The following is a 20,184-nucleotide window of genomic DNA, read 5'->3' on the forward strand; positions in this document are numbered from 1 at the left end:
AGGATTTCTAATAATGTGATTAAGTAGAACTTATCAGTTCAAATTAAATTGATTTTTCATCATTTTTGATATTTGATGAATCACTCTATGTTAGTGTGAGATACTATCTATATCTGCCACTCGGGATATTCGTACAGTATAAGTCGTGAAATTTCCACGTACAACGACGGCTACATAATTAATATTTCTATTGCTAATCAATTCATTCACAACAAATCTCCATAGCCGTTAACTATAGTTTTGATTCAATTCTCGATTCATCTTTCAAATAATTAGAGGTTTTCCGTCCCACGAGAGGAGCGAAATATGAAAAATAACTTAAGAAAAAGTAGTTTTGTTAGCTAAACCTTACAAAATTAATATAAATTAATAATTTGTAATTTGTAATAATTTGTAACTTGAACTCCGATTTGATTAGTTCCCGAAAACTAACTGCAAACACAACACACAATGCTATCGCAGAATTATGCCCTAGGTATACTTCATTTACTCTTACACAAATTTACTCCGCTCAAACCACAAGGGAAAAACTCGTAAAAGCTCGTGCGGGAGTAATCTCTTCTGTTTTCCCAAGAGTCAAGAAGGAAGTCCGTGCCTGAGTTATTAGGCCGTTAAACCGTACATTGTTAACTTACATTTGCTGTACCAATTAAGAAGGGTATGCTGCGCCAAAAACGAGCAGCACACCTATTTGATTCAGCTCTAATTAGATTCAAATCTAATCCGATTATAACAAGTTATGACGAAAGAGCAATTTCAAACCTTGTTACGTTTTTTCAAAGTTATGGGGGACGAAAGTCGATTAAAAATTGTGGGGATTTTGGCAAATCAGGAGTGCAGTGTTGAAGAACTTGCAGCATTATTGCAACTCAAAGAGCCAACAGTGTCTCATCACCTATCAAAACTCAAACAACTCAATTTAGTGACTATGCGTCCAGAGGGAAACACTCATTTGTATCAGCTAGATAATCAAGCTTTGTCAACTATCAGTAGAGATGTTTTTGTTCCAGAAAAAATAGCATCTTTAGTAGTGGATATAGATAAAAAAGCTTGGGAAAGTAAAGTACTCAGAACTTATTTAGTGGAAGAAGAAAAAACTGTAACCAATCACAATCATAAACAACACCTAAAAGATATTCCCGCTAGTCGCAAGAAACGTCTAGTGATTCTCAAGTGGCTGGTAAATAAATTTGAAGTAGGTGTCAAATATCCAGAAAGTACAGTTGATGAGATTCTTAAACATTATTATCCTGACAGCACAATTATTAAGGAAGAGTTAATCGCTAACAATCTAATGCAAAGAGAAAGAGAAAGTATGATTTATTGGCGTACTTGATTAATTGGCGAAACTAATAAATTAAATGAATTGCTAAAATAAATTTTAAAATTTATTTATACTGAATTATTAGTGAGTTTCCTATAGTAGCTTTCTCTGTAATTCGAGATTGGATATTACCAATTTTAATTATTCGAAAGATAACACTTCTAGTTTTGCAGTTGCAAACTACACAGCAAAATTTCAAGTTTACATTGCTAGAGTCATATGGTAATGAAATATTCTTATTAATTACGCCTGATCAAACATTACGATCAATTAGTAATAAAACAAACTGAAAATATTTAGGGATTGGTCGGATACTGGTATCTTTTGTAGATGTACCTACCAATCCCCTGTCTTATACCGACTAAGCTGCGCTATAGTTGAGTAATCAAGGTAACGATGTATATTAAAACTCTAAACCCAGGTGTTTTGCACTTTCATAGTGATGTCAAGCCCTAGCTTCATTTAAACGAGTTGTATATATTGCCAGATCTGTTGCCACTTTATTCGACAGGAAATACCCTCCTAATAAATTAGGAAACGCCATAGCTAGAAAAGTAACATCGCTGAAATCAAGGACTGACTGAGGCTTTGTGACTGAGCCAATGAACACAGCGGCTAAAAATAATATTTTATAAACAATCAAACTACGTTCGCCGAACAGATATTCCCAAGCTCTCTCTCCGTAATAACTCCAAGAAATCATTGTTGAAAAAGCGAATAAAAATACTGACAAAGAAAGTATAACTGGGAACCAACTAATTACTGACCCAAAAGCTACAGATGTAAGGGCTGCTCCTTCAGAACCTTTTACAAGTTCTGCATATTGGGGATTATTATAAACACCAGTGATTATAATGACCAAAGCCGTCATATTACATATTACTACTGTATCGATAAATGGTTCTAATAATGCGACCAAACCTTCTTTAATTGGTTTGTCTGTTTTTGCTGCTGAATGAGCGATCGCGGCGGAACCAATTCCTGCTTCGTTAGAAAATGCTGAACGTCTTAAGCCCTGTACAATTACACCAATAATTCCTCCTTCCACTGCAGTTGGAGTAAAAGCTTCTCGAAAAATTGTTCCAACAGCTGTGGGAACTTGAGCAAAGTTAGTTATAAGGATCCACAGAGCAGCAACCACATAAATAATGGACATTACTGGTACTACCGTACCTGCAACCTGACCAATACGACGGATACCGCCGATAATTACTAAAGCAACTAAAAAAGCCAGAACTAAGCCATAAATCCAAGCATAATTGGCAAATAAAGGAAATACTTCTTTGACAGCACCATAGGACTGATTGGCTTGAAACATGTTTGCACCACCGAAGGCACCAAGTATACAAAATACAGCAAAAAAGATTGCTAATACTCTGCCCAGTGGTCTAAACCCTATTTCAGCAAGTCCCTTGGACAGATAGTACATCGGTCCACCAGCAACTCTGCCATCAGGTTTGATAATACGATACTTTTGACCGAGTGTTGCTTCAACAAATTTACTTGTCATTCCCAGTAAACCAGCAATAGTCATCCATAAAGAAGCACCAGGTCCACCCACACTAACAGCAATTGCAACGCCAGCAATATTTCCCAGACCGATGGTTGCACTTAAAGCTGCTGCCAGAGCCTGAAAATGGGAGACTTCTCCTGGAGCATTGGGGTCATCGTATTTTCCTCGAACAATATCAATTGCGTGTCCGAACATGCGAACATTGACAAACCCCATGCGGATAGTAAAAAATATCGCCCCACAAATTAGCCATAAAACAATTAAAGGGAAGCCATAAACACTGAAGAAGAGAAAACCAGCTATTATTTTCGTTATTTGAGTAAAACTATCATCAATACCTTTTAGTAATGGATGACCCACTACCTCATCAGCAGCAAGTACTGCAGTAGGAATAAAGCATAAAAATATACTTAAAAACCAAATACGTTGAATTGCAGATTTTGACATTTATTAAATTTCTCCGAGAATGAAGCAGATAAATGGCATTTCGTTTATGCACACTACCTTAAGGTGTAGGTCATAAACAAGTTCCTTTATACACAAGGTGAATACAAGGACTTACAGTCATGTGATTTTTTCTGTGGAAAAGTTTGCTTTAAAACCTTCTAAGTACTTTGATGTGATAATTACCTATGACATACAAAATTTATGTAATTGTTTAAAAAATTTAAAGGTTGCTCGGGAGTAGAGATTGGGAATAGGGAGGAATCCGTTACTCCTGTCCTAGTAGGAGGTTATCTAATTGAGCGAGAGAAGGAAGTGTGGGAGGTGTGGGAGGTGTGGGAAGAAGAAGAGATATTTTTTACATTTAACTTTACGGCGAGAAGAGAGTAATAGATTTTCCTACCCTTAGTCTTTATTCCCAATCCCTTAAATTTATTTGGGAACACTAGATAGAGAATGGTTCCCATAAGAGGTAGTAAATTGCTACGACAGAAAATCCATAAACTAATCGATAGCTTAAATGAAGAAGAGCTTGAAGAAGTTTGGCATTTTGTCTATGCCTTATATTGTGACCTGTACATGATCGAGGCAATAGAAGAAGTAAAGAATTTACAACAGCCTTGGAATATTTTAAGCCACGAAGAAGCGGTACGAAGGTTATTGTTTTAACAGTTAAATACTATTTGGTACCTTCTCATACCCAGATCGTTTTTCTAAACAGACCTGTCTTTTATGAGTAATTCTTACTGTTAGTGTTAGGATTTTGCTAAAAGCTATCCTAAATCTGTCAAGCTTAGGAATATAAATACTGCCACCGAAAAGTACCTATCTATACTTTGTGTTTATCCCTCAGTTGGCGTATTGATGGAACTCACTCAATTGAGCGTAGAGAAAGATAAATTTGATGAGGCAATACCTAGTTCATATTAAGTATTGTGATTATGGAAATGCGCTATACCCAGTCTTTTTTAAAAGACCTGCGAAAATTACAACCAGATAATTACCAAAAGATATATGATTTTGTATTTGTAGATTTTACTAAACATTTGCCGTTACACTCCTTACCAGAATTTAGACAGCTAGACTCTGAGGGGATTTTTTATCGCTTTACCTTTGAAGGATATTTAATAGGTATTGAAGTGAAAGGTGAAATTATTAAGTTTTTGCGAGCGATTGCGATGCCAGATATTTAAAAAGAGCAACGTAAGCAAGACTTAAAACTGTATAAGATGACAAAGAATTCCTTGGGCCTTACCTTAGACTTGTTTGTGAAAACTGTTTTATTTGAGATTTCCCTATGGATGCTACCGCACTTTGGCAGCGCTACCAGGAATGGTTGTATTTCCACGAAGAATTGGGATTTTATCTAGATGTCAGCCGAATGCGGTTTGATAATGCTTTTGTGGAGGCGCTGCAACCTAAATTTGATAAAGCTTTTAAGGATATGGCGGAACTTGAAAAAGGAGCTATCGCCAATCCAGATGAAAATCGTATGGTTGGTCACTACTGGTTGCGAAATCCAGATCTTGCTCCTTCTCCAGAAGTGACTCAAGAAATTGTTAGTGTTGTTGAACAAATCGAAGTATTTGCGGAGAAAGTTCATACAGGAGGTATTCATCCCCCCAAAGCTCCACGCTTCACTGACGTTATTTCTATTGGTATTGGTGGTTCTGCTCTTGGACCTCAATTTGTCGCCCAAGCTTTAGCTCCAGATTTTCCTCCTTTAGCGATTCACTTTATCGATAATTCCGACCCAGCAGGAATAGATCGTGTTTTAACTCAACTGCGAAATCGCTTATCAAGTACTTTGGTCCTGGTTATATCCAAGTCTGGTGGTACTCCAGAACCACGTAACGGAATGAAGGAAGTTAAAACAGCTTACTCCGGACAAAATTTGGATTTTGCCAAATATGCTGTTGCAATTACTATGCCCGGTAGTAAGTTAGATAAACTTGCTGAGTCAGAAGAGTGGTTGGCACGTTTTTCCATGTATGACTGGGTTGGTGGGCGTACCTCGGAAATGTCTACTGTTGGTTTAGTACCCGCAGCACTCCAAGGGATTGACATTCGCGCAATGTTAGAAGGCGCAAAAATCATGGATGATGCTACCCGTATCCCAAGCATTAAAAGTAACCCAGCTGCACTGTTAGCCCTATCTTGGTACTTTTCTGGGAATGGAAAGGGTGAAAAAGATATGGTTGTTTTACCTTACAAGGACAGCTTGCTTCTTTTCAGCCGTTACTTACAGCAATTGGTAATGGAATCCTTGGGCAAAGAAAAAGATTTGGATGGTAACATTGCCCATCAAGGTATTGCTGTTTACGGAAACAAAGGTTCTACCGACCAACATGCTTACGTCCAACAATTACGGGAAGGCGTACCAAATTTCTTTGCTACATTTATTGAAGTTTTAGAAGACCGCAAAGGAACATCTGTGGAAGTTGAAGCAGGAATAACCTCAGGAGATTACCTGTCTGGCTTCCTTCAAGGTACTCGACAAGCACTTTATGAAAATCAACGCGACTCGATTGTAGTAACTATTCCCCAAGTGAATCCTCTCACTGTAGGGGCATTAATTGCTTTATACGAACGTGCTGTTGGTTTCTATGCCAGCCTGGTTAATATTAATGCCTATCATCAACCAGGAGTAGAAGCAGGGAAAAAAGCTGCTGCTGCTGTTTTAGAATTACAGAAAAAGGTTGTGGAAATATTACAAGCACAATCTAATCCTTTATCTTTAGAAGAATTAGCCCAAAAGGCCAATGAATCAGATAAAGTCGAATCAATATATGCGATATTACGTCACCTTCATGCAAATGGGCGCGGTGTAGTTTTGGAAGGTAATTTTGCCCAGCCCAACAGTTTAAAAGTTTCTTTGAACTGATAGATGGAGTGAATACATACCATTAATTGGTATCTTTTGTTGCAAATGCAACATTTTTTTATTTTTTCGCAGCTTAGATTGGAGTAATACTGCGGTTGTAGTAAAACTCCAATCTTTATTTTTGGGATATTGTGATGAATAAAACCAAAAAAGATAAAGCGAGAACAGTTGAAATCCGTCAATTAGAATCAATTAAAGGGGGAATGGCAGAGTTTTTTACACCCCAAGCCAGTCACGAAACAGTACTGGTGCAAATTCCTCCCCAAACTGTAGACGATTTATTTGTTCATAAAACTCAAACCGATCAGTTACTCGTAGTTAAAGGACGGTTTGTACTCGTAACATTGATTAACAAGCAATATCAATATGTTCCATTAAGTGAAGATAATCCTGCGGTAATTATTATCCCACCGGGAGTTCTTCATGGTGCAATTAACTTAAGTACCGAACCTTGTGTAGTAGTAAATGCGGTTTTGCGTCACAAACCATCCCACAAGATGGATTACATGACCCGTGGGCGACCATTTCCCTACGATCTAACAGCAGCAGAAACAGCACTGAAAAACTTGGATACAACAATGCCGCCAATTAAAGCAATAACTGATTGCTAGCAGAGGGTTTGAAATTGTTCCTGTGTTGTAAATGTGTAGAAACTTCTGTAATTTTGTGGAACTAAAAAGTTGCTTGCATAACCCCTTCCCAGCAGTGGTGAGGGGAATTTACATGAAGTGCTGAAAAACTGGCTTACAATTTTGATGATCTTCTATTTCTAAGTTGAAAGCTTGAGATATAACCCTACGTACAAGTCAAACTTAATTATAAAAATTTGAATTATAAATTTGACTTAAAGTTTTAGCTTAAATACTCTAAAAACAGATAGAGATAATTTTCCAGAAGCTATAAATTATTTTTTTCTGATGTAATTTTCTGATGTCATGTATAATATATGAATAAGATTTAGAGTTTTAAGAAGCATTGCTATAAATTAATTAATTAAATATATGTATAAGTTAAAATAATTTTTTATTTACATATAACAATAATAAAAGCAGATTCAGTAAATTACTAAATCTGCACTGTATATTTATATAGATCTTGGTAAATGCTTTTTCGTTTGTTGTACGTATAATTCTGGAAATGAGTTATTCCCAGAGAGTTCAACATCTATTAGTACTTTGAGTAGCCACCACTACCACCTTTTCCCCAGTTATCACCACCAGAGCGGTAATTAGATTTTTCTTCTCTGGGTCTGGCTTTATTTACCTTCATTTGACGACCCATCCATTCGGCTCCGTCTAAAGCTTCGATGGCAGCACTCTCATCTGTTTCTGATTCCATTTCTACAAAACCAAAACCGCGCGAACGACCAGTTTCCCGATCTAAGGGGATTTGTGCTCGCTTTACAGTGCCGTATTCAGAAAATACTTTGCTTAGGTCTTCTTCTGTAACGCTGTAGGATAGGTTACCTACGTAAATTGACATGAAAATCTCCGGAATCAAACTAACTCGAGATGTTGATTCGGAGAGACGCTTGTAATTTTTAATCAAAACAAGAAAAGTATCACCGAACTAACTTCTCCTGAATTATCCTAGCACAACTTTTTTACAGTCAGACGAGGTGCAACCGACCTCAATTAGTTTAGGAAAATATATTTATTTTAAGTATGTTTACTGATTTGTCCTAAGCATTGAGTTTATTATTCTATTCTAGTGATTTTTATCTTTTGAGTATATAATTTAATCTTTCTAAAACTGATGCTCGTGTTCTTCCTAATGATTGATATAGTGTCTTACTTAGTAAGTAAAACACTATATTTTTTATTAGATAATTATAACTTCCAATAAAAACATTTAGATATAAATAGTTATAATAATGCAAATGATTATAACCTTCCAAACCCTAATTAATTATTGCTTTGGGTTTACGTGTATTGCTTTGGGTTTACGTGATAGTCCTGGAGGCAAAAAATCTTTACACTATAAAATAAATATCCCATCTTTAATCTTCTTTATCTTTTACTTTACTCTGCAAAAATAAAAATAGATATTTTTAGATATAGGTTTTTTGGATATAAGATTTTGGATATATAAATTTTGGAGATAAAATAATGATTCAAGCATGGTTAAAATTACCGATTTTTCCCAAGAATTATTTTGTAGTGAATAAAATGTGATTATCATTAAGTAAACTGCGATTATTTTTAGTCTAGCGGAAATACTTAAACGGTAATCAGAATGGCCAAGGGATATTTAACTTGCGCCAGCAAAATATCATTGATGTATTACAGTATTCTTTTTCGACGACATTTTATAAACTGTAGTCGCCATTTGTGCCTGATATAAGTTAAAGATTGAAATAGCCGGAATTCATATCTCCTGTTTTTTTCAATTTACTCTTTAGGGAAAGCTATTCTAAGCTAATAGGCGTTACCCGACAACTGAAGTTAGGAGTATTTTACTAACAGGATGTTCGCGCTAGGATAGCATCACATCCAAGTTCGACAATAAAAAATCTTTTGAAATCTGGCTGAAATTATCTCAAATTGACTGTTTAGCTTAGCAGCTGTTCTTGCTTGAAATTTCCATGTCAACTCTTGTCATAGTCGAATCTCCGACCAAAGCTCGTACCATTCGCAACTATCTGCCCTCAGAATATCTGGTAGAGGCGTCTATGGGTCACGTGCGCGACCTACCCCAGTCTGCGAAGGAAATTCCTGAGGCTGTGAAAGCAGAAAAATGGGCGCAGCTTGGGGTAAATATACACGCTGATTTTGAACCGTTATACGTCATCCCAAAAGATAAAAAGAAAGTTGTCAGTCAACTGAAAGAAGCGCTTAAAGGAGCTTCAGAATTAATATTGGCAACTGACGAAGATCGCGAAGGTGAAAGTATTAGCTGGCATTTATATCAGTTGCTCAAACCAAAAGTGCCTACAAAAAGGATGGTGTTTCACGAAATAACTCGAGATGCCATCAAAAAAGCTTTGGATAACTGTCGCAACATAGACGAAAAGTTAGTTCGCGCTCAAGAAACCAGGCGTATTTTAGACCGCCTTGTGGGTTATACTTTATCTCCATTGCTTTGGAAAAAAATTGCAAGGGGATTATCTGCCGGGAGGGTTCAGTCTGTTGCAGTTAGGCTTTTGGTTAATAAAGAGCGGGATCGTCGCGCTTTTCACCAAGGTTCTTATTGGGATTTAAAGGCGATTTTGACTCCTGCTCGGGATAAAGGAAAACCAACTTTTACTGCTCAATTGGTAACTTTAGCTGGGACAAAATTGGCAACCGGCAGCGATTTTGATCCTGCGACTGGTCAAATTACTCCAGGCAAAAAATTACTACTGCTCAATGAAGATGGCGCTAGAGAACTAAAAGAACGCTTACGCGATAAGAACTGGTCTGTAAAAAATGTTGAAGAGCGCCCTGTCACTCGCAAACCAGCAGCGCCATTTACAACTTCTACACTGCAACAAGAAGCTAACCGCAAGCTACGTCTTTCGGCACGGGATACAATGCGCACAGCTCAGAACTTGTACGAGCAGGGATATATCACCTACATGCGTACAGATTCCGTGCACTTATCAGAACAGGCAATTGCTGCAGCTCGCGATTGTGTAGAAAAACTTTATGGAAAAGAATACCTAAGCCCTAAGCCGAGAAAATACACTACAAAATCAAAAGGTGCTCAAGAGGCACATGAAGCTATTCGTCCTGCTGGTAGTAGTTTCCGTACTCCCCAAGAAACGGGTTTGAACGGTCGCGAATTACAGTTATACGATCTGATCTGGAAACGTACTGTTGCCTGCCAAATGGCAGATTCCAAGCAGACACAAATTACTATGCAGTTGCAAGTGGAAGATGCCGGTTTTCGCTCTTCTGGCAAACGTATTGATTTTCCTGGGTTTTTGCGTGCCTATGTCGAGGGCTCGGACGATCCAGAAGCAGCTTTGGAAGACAAAGAAGTGATTTTGCCTAACTTGAAAGTAGGGGATAATCCTGGATGTAAAACATTAGATGCGATCGGTCATGAAACTCAACCTCCAGCAAGATATACCGAAGCAACCCTAGTTAAAACTTTAGAAAGTGAGGGTATTGGACGTCCCAGTACTTACGCCAGCATTATTGGCACGATTATTGATAAAGGCTATGCTCAACTAACAAATAATGCCCTAGTCCCATCTTTTACCGCATTTGCAGTCACTAATCTTCTAGAAAAACATTTTCCTGATGTGGTAGATCCCAGCTTCACTTCAAAAATGGAGCAAACTCTCGATGACATTTCTACCGGTGAAGCCGCTTGGTTGCCATACTTACAGGATTTTTATTTGGGAGAAGAAGGTTTAGAAACTCTGGTTAAGGAACAGGAAGACCAAATTGATGCCAATAATGCCAAAACAATTGAACTGGAAAATCTGGAAGCTAAAGTCCGTATTGGTAAATATGGGGCTTATTTGGAAAAAGAAAATGGTGAAGATGTAGTTACTGTCTCAATTCCCCAAGATCTAACCCCAGCGGATTTGGATCCAGAAAAAGTTGAAGTTCTGTTGCGGCAAAAAACTGAAGGACCAGATAAATTAGGAATTCACCCGGAACTTGGGGAAGTAATTTATGCCAAAATCGGTCCCTATGGTCCTTACGTGCAATTGGGCGATAAAACTGATGAAAATCCCAAACCCAAACAAGCATCTTTGCCTAAGGGTGTAAAGCTTGAAGATGCCACTTTGGAAATGGCAGTAGGATTGTTGTCACTACCTCGAACATTGGGGAATCATCCTGAAAGTGGTGCAACCATTCAAGCTAATATTGGTCGCTTTGGCCCTTATGTCGTTCACAATAGCAAAGAGAAGAAAGACTATCGCTCTCTCAAAGCTGGTGATGACGTATTGACAGTTACTCTGGAACGTGCTTTGGAATTGTTAGCGACTCCGAAAAAAGGCAGGGGTAGTAGCAAATCAAAAACAGCTTTGAAGGAATTGGGAAGTCACCCTGATGATGATGAGGCGGTAAATATTTATGATGGACCCTATGGCCCTTACATAAAGCACAATAAAACAAATGTTAGTATCCCTGAAGGCAAATCAGTCGAAGATATTACGTTGGAAATAGCACTGGAATTATTGGCAAGCAAAACGTCAAACAAAAAATCAAAAAGTAAAAGCAGTAAATCTAGTAGTAAATCTAAAAGTTCCAGTTCAAAATCTTCCACCAAATCATCCAAGTCTTCAGAGAGCACGGCAAAGAAAAAAAGTACCAAAAATGCTAGTTTAAATTAGCTGATCTACAGTCAATAGTCCTTGTGGGAACAAAAAATGTGGGCTACAGGCTATTGACTATGACTAGTTATCTACGAATGGTGACACTTTATGGAAGAAGCTGATGCTGACTAACATTTGGGTAGCTCCCTTACCTACAGCAAGTGTGGTTTTTATTGCCTCTTTGGTTTCATATAAAACCATATAATAACCAAATCCTCTAGCTTGATATTTTAAGCTTAATACCTAGTTGGGAAATTCTAAGCAGTACTGTGTGTTTTACTCCGGAAATTACACATCTGTAACTGTATCCAAATATTGCACGCTAACTATTTTTAATCTGTTTGCTTGTAATATGAACCTTCATTCGGTTATGAATGTGATAACCTATGATAAAGGAGTAAAGTAAGCAATCCTTCAATTGATTGTAAAACTTCTTAACATTGAATAATGTTCACATTGAGGTAGTATCTCAGGAGCGGTCAGTTCAATGGACCATATAGAGAAAGTACTGGAAAAGTTAAAAGAGTTGGCACGTAAGCTTATTGAAGCCTTGCTAGGCCCAGAAGCTGAGCCAGAAGCGGAACTGATTCCGATACCTGTAGACGAACGATCTCGACGTCGATAAAAGTATAAATGTGCGGGGCTTGACATTATCTGAACTAAGTACTTTAGTACTACACGGACCTAACCTAAATCTTTTAGGTCTGCGAGAACCTAATATATATGGTTCCCTCACATTAGATTCAATTAACAGCTTATTAGAAGCTGAGGGTGCAAAACTGAATATAAAAGTCTCCTTTATGCAGTCAAATCACGAAGGAGCTTTAGTTGATGCCATACATGAATCTTTAGGGAAACATCAAGGAATATTAATTAATGCTGGAGCTTACACTCATACAAGCTTGGCACTAAGAGATGCAATTTCTGCTGTTAAATTGCCAACAGTTGAAGTTCATCTGAGTAATATTTATTGTCGTGAAAGTTTTCGTCATCACTCCTACATATCTCCAGTTGTTATCGGTCAAATCAGTGGTTTTGGGGCTCACAGTTATTTATTGGGTTTGCAAGCTCTTGCCCATTATTTAAGGAAGGAAAAAAATCAAATTGAGTGAGAATTGATCGATAAAGTCTTATAGCTAGAGATTAATATATCTTGTAATTTGTATTTGCGAGTATAATCTCTGACTAATTAATTTATCTCAAATTAATTTTAAGACTTATGCGTTATCCGTTAGCAAATCGGTTCCGTGCTGCCTTGTTGGGAGCGTTGATAGGAGAAAATTTAGCTGTAAGTGGTGGGAAAAGAGAATTAGCGTACGATATTTGGTGGTACGAAATTATAGTTTCGAGTATCCAAAGCTTACTTGACCTAGGTAAGTTTGATGTAGAACATTGGAGCGATCGAGTAGGAAAAAAATGGTACAGTTGTGAACCAGGTAATAGCATTTTAAACGCTGCAATTATTGCTACGTTACCGGTTACGCTTTTTTTTCACGAGGATAAACTAAAATTACGCGATAACTTACTCAAAGCTCTAAGCATTTGGGATAATTATCCAGGAGTTCGGGATGCTGCACTAGCAGTAAATTATGTAGTTGGTCAATCGTTTAATGAGAATCTCTCTTGGGAGACACTCATTCCTCAAACTGTTGATTTTATCGGTGACACATCGACAAAATTACCACAGAAATTGCTACAGATTGATAATTCTATCGTTGATATAGTTTTATCTGAAAATCTAGAAGCCGAATCAGAGGAAGGATGTAAATCCATTACAGCAGTCCTGTTAGGATTTTACTACTTTATCAGTAGTCCAGAAGACTTTCGTCTCTGCATTTTACGAGCTAGCCGCAATCCTTACTGCGGTGCAGAAATTATTAGTGGCATTTTGTCTGGTACCTATAACGGTACATTAGGAATTCCAGTAAACTGGCAAATAACTCAATCAAATTTAAATATCGCATCATCGCCACTCACTAGCTCTTTCCAAATGCTAGAATTAGCAGATGCACTTATAGCTGTGTGGTCAGGAGTATACGAATTAGGCTTGCACTCTAGTACATTAGAAAAGAAATTAGCAATTGCTGCCCCCAGTGTCATTCAGTGTAATTGATTATTTTTTATTTTCAGGAGTTGATAAGTAAGTGCTTGCAGAATATACTATGTTCTGCAGAAATCGTAAAAATAATGAAAACAATTTTGCACAAAAAAATCACGATACTTATCATTTATTCATAATATTTTATACTGTGACTTGACGATAAAACCGAATTCCATTCTATAGGTAATTATTGTGGTTAATCAGTATCAAATTTGGAAATCATTTTTTCTTATAAAATCAACGACTTAACTGCGGTTATAGGTAATGAAAACGCAGTCATTTCTTCAGTCTTTGACCCAGCAATTGAATTACTGGGAACGACGGTACAAAGTATTACGCCGTCTTTATCTGTCAAAAGTCAATGAAAAAGGAAAATACAAAATAGTTAAGATATCAACAAATAATGCGAAGTCATTGAAGAGTAAAAATGGTGGTTATGCGCTCAGCATGAGTTGCATACCTGAACACTCATCTACTGTTTTTGTCATTGCTGTCGTCCTGCTGACGGGAGTTATGGGACAAAAATTTTATAATCAGCCACAACTAAAAGTGGGAGCAATTGCACCAAAAACAATTTATGCCCCCCGAACGGCTAATATTGAAGATAAAAAAGAAACGAAAATTCTGCGTAAAATTGCGACTCAACATTCTTTACCAGTTTTGATGGTAGATCGGGAGATCGACGACAAAATTAAGCAGAGTCTAAATAAAAATTTAAATCAGTTCAACGAAATTCGTGAAACTCTAGGTTCATTCCCGTTTCTTGACTCATTGTTATTGAAAATACCAACTCAACGCTACTTGCGTTCTGCTCCTGAGCAAGAATGGAAAGCATTACTCATTGCGATTGATGCTCGGGAGTATTATTTAAAAACAATGCTGCCTTCAAGTCAGAACCAGGCTGAGGCAATTAATACACCGAATTTAGAATCGGGAAATAATGCTGTTAATGGAGATAAGAAAAAACCGCAACCAAGCAATTATTCCCAAAAGCCTGACTTTGTTTCTTCTGTTAAAGAGTTAACTAATTATCGCTTAAAAAATTCTCCAAAAAACTTATATCTATTATTAGATAAAATAATCGAAGCACGGAAACAATTTGCGGGTGCCAAACAAAAAGCTCGCGCTCAGAAAATCATTGATAATGAAAATATTTTCTTAGACATTTCTGATAAACAGTGGGAACAAGCCCAGATAGGGATAGATCAAAGTCTTAATCGAATACTTACTCAAGGTATTTCTCCTGGAATTCCACCCCAAATCGTCCGAGATACTGTAAGGACCCAAGTAGAAGGTGTAGTTCCCAAAAATGCTGAAGAACTAGCGAGCAAGCTTTTATTGGAGATACTTAAGCCAAACCTAAAGAAAGATGAGAAACAAACACGGTTAAGAGCTGAGCAAGCAGCAGCTCGGATAGAACCGGTGATACGGATAGTCAAAAAAGGTGAGATCGTCATCCGTAAAGGAAAGGAAATTTCTGAGTGGGACTTTGAGGTGCTGGAGCACTATAAGCTCAATCGTCGAGAAGTTAACTGGCTGGGTCTGGCTGGTGTCGCAACTACAATCACGATAACTGTTGGGATTTTTGCAGTTATAGAAAGGCGTATTAAATACCGGATGCGACAAAGCGATCGCCTTTTAGTTTTGTTGCTTATTTTATCAACCCCAATTTTTATAATTTTGGGTACGCCATATACAACTTGGAGCGGGGTAGGTTTACTTTTAGGTGGTTTCTACGGTCCCGTTTTAGGGGTTACAACTTTGGGGCTGCTGCTATTTCTAATACCTTTAAGTTTAGAAGTAAGTAAAGTTGCATTATTAGCTGGTGCAGCTGGTGGTATTCTTGCCAGTTGTTTTGCCAAACGACTACGTTGTCGGGAAGAGTTAGCATTATTGGGTATTGCTATTGCTTTAACTGAAGGCGGCGTTTTCTTGATTGTTAGATTGCTTGTAAGTGCTGCTTATGGTTCTGCTGGATATTTCGTTTTGCAAGAAGCTGCATTGTTTGCTCTGTCTGGCTTAGCTTGGAGCATTGTGGCATTGGGTTTAAGCCCATATCTGGAAAAAATCTTTGATTTGGTTACTCCTATTCGCCTTGCAGAACTAGCAAATCCTAATCGTCCTTTATTAAAACGTCTGGCTACTGAAGCTCCTGGGACCTTTCAACATACCCTACTTGTTGCGACCCTTGCTGAAGCTGCAGCAAAACAGCTCAAATGCGACGTAGAGTTAGTTAGAGCAGGTACTTTATACCACGATATTGGTAAAATGCACGATCCCCAAGGTTTTATCGAAAATCAAATGGGAGAACCAAACAAGCATGAGACCGAAATCCAAGACCCTTGGAAAAGCGCACAAATTATTAAAAAGCACGTAACTGAAGGCTTAGTTATGGCACGTAAGCACAGTTTACCAAGTGCTATACAATCTTTTATTCCCGAGCATCAGGGAGATATGCTGATCGCTTATTTTCATCATCAAGCTCAACAAATCGCCCAAGAAAATCCCCAAATAGAAGTCAAAGAGTCAGATTTCCGTTACGACGGTCCTATTCCTCAGTCCCGAGAAACGGGAATAGTTATGCTGGCAGATTCTTGTGAAGCAGCGTTGCGTTCCCTCAAAGATGCCACACCAGAACAAGCACTGATTATGGTAAATAATATTCTTCGTGCTCGCTGGAAGGATAATCAATTAGTAGATTCTGGCTTAAGTCGCCAAGATTTATCTAGAATTGCGGAAATTTTTGTAGAAGTTTGGCAACAATTCCATCACAAAAGAATTGCCTATCCGAAATCTAAAATAGCTACGCAAAAAAGTGGTAAGAGTTAGAAGAAATAGCGGTTTTTTCTTACTTTAATACCTCAATAGTAATAAAATAATTGTTCGATAAATTATTCCCTTCAAACTTCTGACAATTGATTTGCAGTATATTTGTTCGTCATAAAGTTAGGAATAATTAATTCGGTAAAAAGATTACAATCGAAAAACTAAAATCTAAGAAAATAAGTGAATTAACCTACTTAATGCGATACTCTTATTTATGTGTCAGTTCCATAGACAATATATATTGAAATATATATTTTGGGAGCTAATACTAAATCTGGGTTGATTACCCCTTTTTAAAATTACAGGAAGAGTGTGGTAATTGTGGCAAGCTTGGGGAAAATTACAATAGAGGGGTTTAATAATCGGATTTGGTATACGGCTAGTACACCTTTTACTCCTAATAAATTAAAGTTTACCTTATACCAAACAAAATAATTTTTCTTATACGGAAAGGTTTGGATAGGTTTAAATAAGTTTGACTTCAAAGCTAAATTTAGCGCAAAACTTATTTATAAGGATGCAACTTTAGCTTCATACAATAGAATTAACAGAGTTGGACATTCAGTTTAAGTAGCCAAAACCTATACAGTTCATGGATTTTGCTAATCTTGCATCCCAGTTAAATGCTGGAACTATTTTGCCAGAAGGAATTGTAATTATTACTCTTTTAGGAGTTTTAATTGTTGATTTGATTGTTGGGCGGGCATCTTCCCGTTGGATTGGGTATCTAGCAATTACCGGATTGCTTGGTTCTGTCGTAGCCCTATATTTTCAATGGGATAGCAGTAATCCCATCTCCTTCATTGGTGCCTTTAATGGTGACGACCTCAGTATCGTCTTCCGTGGTATCGTCGCTTTGTCTGCTGTAGTGACGATTTTAATGTCGATTCGCTATGTAGAACAAACCGGTACGGCATTAGCAGAATTCATCGCAATTTTGCTTTGTGCCACTTTAGGAGGGATGTTTGTCTGTGGGGCTAGTGACCTAGTGATGATTTTCATCTCCCTAGAAACCCTCAGTATCTCTTCCTACCTCCTCACAGGGTATACCAAACGCGACCCTCGTTCTAATGAAGCTGCTCTAAAGTATCTTTTAATTGGTGCTGCTTCTACTGCCGTTTTCTTGTACGGGGCTTCCTTATTGTATGGTTTATCAGGAGGAGAAACCCAACTCCAGGCAATTGCTCATGGTATGTCTGTTGCCAATGTTGGTCAATCTTTAGGTTTGGTTATTGCTCTAGTATTTGCGATCGCGGGTATAGGATTTAAGATTTCTGCTGCACCCTTCCATCAATGGACGCCAGATGTTTACGAAGGTGCACCTACCCCAGTTATTGCATTTTTATCAGTGGGTTCTAAAGCTGCTGGCTTTGGACTTGCTATTCGTTTATTAACAAGCGTTTTTCCACTAGTCGCTGCTGAGTGGAAGTTTGTTTTTACTGCTCTTGCAATTTTAAGCATGGTGCTAGGGAATGTTGTCGCCCTTGCTCAAACCAGTATGAAGCGGATGTTAGCTTACTCATCCATCGCTCAAGCTGGATTTGTCATGATCGGCTTGATTGCTGGTACTGATGCTGGTTATTCCAGCATGATATTTTATTTATTGGTCTATCTTTTCATGAATTTGTGCGGTTTTACCTGCATAATTCTCTTCTCTTTGAGAACAGGAACGGACCAAATAGTAGAGTACTCAGGCTTATATCAAAAAGATCCACTGTTGACTTTAGCCCTGAGCATTTCATTGCTATCCTTAGGTGGAATTCCACCACTCGCTGGATTTTTTGGAAAAATTTACCTATTTTGGGCAGGTTGGCAAGCTGGTCTGTACGGCTTAGTCTTGCTAGGATTAGTGACCAGTGTTGTTTCAATTTACTACTACATCCGTGTAGTCAAGATGATGGTAGTTAAAGAACCCCAGGAAATGTCTGAAGTTGTTAAGAACTATCCAGAAGTGAGTTGGAATTTACCTGGATTAAGACCTCTACAAGTCGGTTTAGTTACAACATTAATTGCTACTTCCATTGCCGGAATCCTGTCTAATCCTTTGTTTACTTTGGCTAATAATTCTGTAACTCATACAGCAATATTGCAGCCACCTTCTGTGGCGCTTCAAAACGCAAATATAAATGCTGAGTTATACGAACAGCAATAGTATTTATCAGAATTCTATTAAGGCTGATAAATAAGTTGTAAATTCCCCCAAAATAATGGGGGAATTTTATTTTGAAAAAATATATAAAAATTTATTTAAGGAGATAGATTTTTAAATGAAGCAAAAAGAAGTAACATGTTCGAAATTATTATTAATTTGAGAAATTATTGTTAACTCGATTAGATTTACAAAGAGAAGATAGCATAAAAATTTAGGTATTATACATCTAATCGAATGCTTTTAATAATATTTTCAGACAGATGTTTTTGTGGTAGCAAAAAACACATGCGGTTTGAAAGTTCCTAATAGCATTGTTTTGACAGGTTCTTTGCTGGCTTAAGGATTTATTAAAGCCTATTGAAATTGAGTAAACAGTAGTATTTAATGCGTCAATCAAATATCATGATTTTTTGACTTACTCAGTTTTTTTACTGATTTTAGCGTTTTATTTATTACTAGTTGCAGTAGGTTTTAATTCAAAATATTGAGCTTATAAGGCAATTATATTTAAGTCATTATATGAGAATAAGTCCTAAAAATAGCCATTTATATTGAAAAATAAGTTTTATAACCAAGAACATATTGAAAGTAGTTAAAATTTGTTTTTTCGAAAAAATAATATATGCAAGTACTGTTATATACAATGTTTGATTTGTATTATTAGCACAGTAAAAAAATAAATAAAATTCCTGATTGATACAATTCAAAAGTATTAAATAATTTAGTGTAATTTAGTTTAAAAAAAGCAGCATATTAAAAAAGAGAACCTAGCGGGAAGATGAATTCTTCAGGATTATTTTTCCCACTTTTATTAGCACGTAATTATTCTGCATTGAGTAATTTAATCATTTGGATGCGATACAAATTTTTGGGTAAAAGTAATGAAAGAAGTACTTGCACTAATTGAAAAAAGAAAACAAGAATTTGCTCAATTGTCTTTCTTTAAATATTTGCAAGATAAAAGTATTGATCCACGACAAAGATTAGCTTGGGTCCCATGTTTGACGCCTTTAGTAATGAGCTTTAGGGATTTGAATAGGTACAATTTCCGAAAAGAACCAACAAAAAATCCAATTCAAACTTTAATCAATATACATACTTATGAGGATGAGCATCATTGGATATGGTTTCTAGAAGATTTAGAAAAACTAGGACTTGATCGATTAATGAAATTTAGTGATTCTATGAAATTCTTCTGGGGTGATGAAACTTCTAAAACGCGTCAGGTTTTTTATACAATTGCCCAATATACTTTCCAAAAAGAACCAATAGTAGCACTGGCAGCTGTTGAATCAATAGAAGCAACAGGTAATGTTGGTTTTCAATTAACTGTACCGATAGTTCAAGAGTTACAAAAAATTACTAAGCACAACTATCGTTATTTTGGTCAATATCATTTACGTGTAGAGACTGGTCATCTCACTGGAAGTAATGACTGTGAAAAATTTATAGAAAACATAGAATTAACAGCAGAACAAAAAATCCAAGCCTTTGAAATAGTTGAAAAAGTCTTTGACCTTTTTAGTGAATCAGTTCAGGAAATGATGGTATTTGCACAAAAATATCCTATTGAAAAACCTTTTATTTTTACTAATTCTTCTGTTAATTCTTCTGAGATATGTACATCCACAACCACAACTTAGACAATTTCATAATTTTCTTCAGAAAAATTTTTTGCCACACCAG

General features: G+C 36.9%; 14 protein-coding genes. 12 read left to right on the forward strand and 2 right to left on the reverse strand.

Annotated elements, in window-relative coordinates; all coding sequences use genetic code 11:
• The first annotated feature begins 739 nt into the window (after window positions 1-739).
• Complete coding sequence (locus BC008_RS43265) at window positions 740-1,336, forward strand: DUF2087 domain-containing protein (RefSeq protein ID WP_027841331.1); 597 nt, start codon at window positions 740-742, stop codon at window positions 1,334-1,336.
• 433 nt (window positions 1,337-1,769) lie between these two features.
• On the opposite strand, the gene BC008_RS43270 is transcribed toward BC008_RS43265, so the two are convergent.
• Window positions 1,770-3,284, reverse strand: coding sequence for an alanine/glycine:cation symporter family protein (locus BC008_RS43270; protein ID WP_027841330.1), 1,515 nt, complete (start codon window positions 3,282-3,284; stop codon window positions 1,770-1,772).
• A 453-nt stretch (window positions 3,285-3,737) separates the two neighbouring features.
• Here BC008_RS43270 and BC008_RS43280 point away from each other — a divergent pair, with 453 nt between their 5' ends.
• The 4 genes from BC008_RS43280 to BC008_RS43295 all read left to right on the forward strand — a co-directional run bounded on the left by BC008_RS43280 (window position 3,738) and on the right by BC008_RS43295 (window position 6,776).
• Window positions 3,738-3,950, forward strand: coding sequence for a hypothetical protein (locus BC008_RS43280; protein WP_027841328.1), 213 nt, complete (start codon window positions 3,738-3,740; stop codon window positions 3,948-3,950).
• A 272-nt stretch (window positions 3,951-4,222) separates the two neighbouring features.
• Complete coding sequence (locus tag BC008_RS43285; protein WP_027841327.1) at window positions 4,223-4,474, forward strand: hypothetical protein; 252 nt, start codon at window positions 4,223-4,225, stop codon at window positions 4,472-4,474.
• Between the two features lie 104 nt (window positions 4,475-4,578).
• Window positions 4,579-6,165, forward strand: coding sequence for a glucose-6-phosphate isomerase (locus tag BC008_RS43290; protein WP_027841326.1), 1,587 nt, complete (start codon window positions 4,579-4,581; stop codon window positions 6,163-6,165).
• Between the two features lie 134 nt (window positions 6,166-6,299).
• Window positions 6,300-6,776 (forward strand): dTDP-4-dehydrorhamnose 3,5-epimerase-like enzyme, encoded by a 477-nt coding sequence (locus tag BC008_RS43295; RefSeq protein WP_036264754.1) that lies wholly within the window; start codon window positions 6,300-6,302, stop codon window positions 6,774-6,776.
• A 556-nt stretch (window positions 6,777-7,332) separates the two neighbouring features.
• On the opposite strand, the gene BC008_RS43300 is transcribed toward BC008_RS43295, so the two are convergent.
• Window positions 7,333-7,647, reverse strand: a complete 315-nt coding sequence (locus BC008_RS43300) for an RNA recognition motif domain-containing protein (RefSeq protein WP_027841324.1) — start codon at window positions 7,645-7,647, stop codon at window positions 7,333-7,335.
• Window positions 7,648-8,749: 1,102 nt separating this feature from the next.
• Here BC008_RS43300 and topA point away from each other — a divergent pair.
• From topA to BC008_RS43335, 7 genes are all read left to right on the forward strand, one after another.
• On the forward strand, window positions 8,750-11,437 hold the full coding sequence (gene topA, locus BC008_RS43305; protein ID WP_027841323.1) for a type I DNA topoisomerase: 2,688 nt from the start codon (window positions 8,750-8,752) through the stop codon (window positions 11,435-11,437).
• A gap of 469 nt (window positions 11,438-11,906) precedes the next feature.
• Window positions 11,907-12,044 carry a hypothetical protein gene (locus tag BC008_RS50990; protein WP_027841322.1) on the forward strand — a complete coding sequence of 46 codons (138 nt, stop codon included), beginning with the start codon at window positions 11,907-11,909 and terminating at the stop codon, window positions 12,042-12,044.
• Window positions 12,045-12,054: 10 nt separating this feature from the next.
• Window positions 12,055-12,531 (forward strand): type II 3-dehydroquinate dehydratase, encoded by a 477-nt coding sequence (gene aroQ / locus BC008_RS43315; protein ID WP_058184770.1) that lies wholly within the window; start codon window positions 12,055-12,057, stop codon window positions 12,529-12,531.
• 107 nt (window positions 12,532-12,638) lie between these two features.
• The gene (locus BC008_RS43320; protein WP_027841321.1) at window positions 12,639-13,532 is read left to right on the forward strand and encodes a hypothetical protein; all 894 of its coding nucleotides are present in this window, start codon (window positions 12,639-12,641) and stop codon (window positions 13,530-13,532) included.
• Window positions 13,533-13,784: 252 nt separating this feature from the next.
• On the forward strand, window positions 13,785-16,349 hold the full coding sequence (locus BC008_RS43325; protein WP_027841320.1) for an HD family phosphohydrolase: 2,565 nt from the start codon (window positions 13,785-13,787) through the stop codon (window positions 16,347-16,349).
• Between the two features lie 589 nt (window positions 16,350-16,938).
• Entirely contained in the window at window positions 16,939-18,498 is a 1,560-nt protein-coding gene (locus BC008_RS43330; protein ID WP_027841319.1) for an NAD(P)H-quinone oxidoreductase subunit N, read from the forward strand.
• A gap of 881 nt (window positions 18,499-19,379) precedes the next feature.
• Entirely contained in the window at window positions 19,380-20,141 is a 762-nt protein-coding gene (locus BC008_RS43335) for a hypothetical protein (RefSeq protein WP_058184771.1), read from the forward strand.
• Window positions 20,142-20,184 lie beyond the last annotated feature (43 nt).

Origin of the sequence: Mastigocoleus testarum BC008, from assembly GCF_001456025.1 — a bacterium.
GTDB lineage: Bacteria > Cyanobacteriota > Cyanobacteriia > Cyanobacteriales > Nostocaceae > Mastigocoleus > Mastigocoleus testarum.

Excerpts from the sequence above, each read along its gene's own strand:
- BC008_RS43265 (WP_027841331.1), top strand. The coding sequence starts at position 740 with ATGACGAAAGAGCAATTTCAAACCTTGTTACGTTTTTTCAAAGTTATG.
- BC008_RS43270 (WP_027841330.1), bottom strand. The coding sequence starts at position 3,284 with ATGTCAAAATCTGCAATTCAACGTATTTGGTTTTTAAGTATATTTTTA.
- BC008_RS43280 (WP_027841328.1), top strand. The coding sequence starts at position 3,738 with ATGGTTCCCATAAGAGGTAGTAAATTGCTACGACAGAAAATCCATAAA.
- BC008_RS43285 (WP_027841327.1), top strand. The coding sequence starts at position 4,223 with ATGGAAATGCGCTATACCCAGTCTTTTTTAAAAGACCTGCGAAAATTA.
- BC008_RS43290 (WP_027841326.1), top strand. The coding sequence starts at position 4,579 with ATGGATGCTACCGCACTTTGGCAGCGCTACCAGGAATGGTTGTATTTC.
- BC008_RS43295 (WP_036264754.1), top strand. The coding sequence starts at position 6,300 with ATGAATAAAACCAAAAAAGATAAAGCGAGAACAGTTGAAATCCGTCAA.
- BC008_RS43300 (WP_027841324.1), bottom strand. The coding sequence starts at position 7,647 with ATGTCAATTTACGTAGGTAACCTATCCTACAGCGTTACAGAAGAAGAC.
- topA (WP_027841323.1), top strand. The coding sequence starts at position 8,750 with ATGTCAACTCTTGTCATAGTCGAATCTCCGACCAAAGCTCGTACCATT.
- BC008_RS50990 (WP_027841322.1), top strand. The coding sequence starts at position 11,907 with ATGGACCATATAGAGAAAGTACTGGAAAAGTTAAAAGAGTTGGCACGT.
- BC008_RS43320 (WP_027841321.1), top strand. The coding sequence starts at position 12,639 with ATGCGTTATCCGTTAGCAAATCGGTTCCGTGCTGCCTTGTTGGGAGCG.
- BC008_RS43325 (WP_027841320.1), top strand. The coding sequence starts at position 13,785 with ATGAAAACGCAGTCATTTCTTCAGTCTTTGACCCAGCAATTGAATTAC.
- BC008_RS43330 (WP_027841319.1), top strand. The coding sequence starts at position 16,939 with ATGGATTTTGCTAATCTTGCATCCCAGTTAAATGCTGGAACTATTTTG.
- BC008_RS43335 (WP_058184771.1), top strand. The coding sequence starts at position 19,380 with ATGAAAGAAGTACTTGCACTAATTGAAAAAAGAAAACAAGAATTTGCT.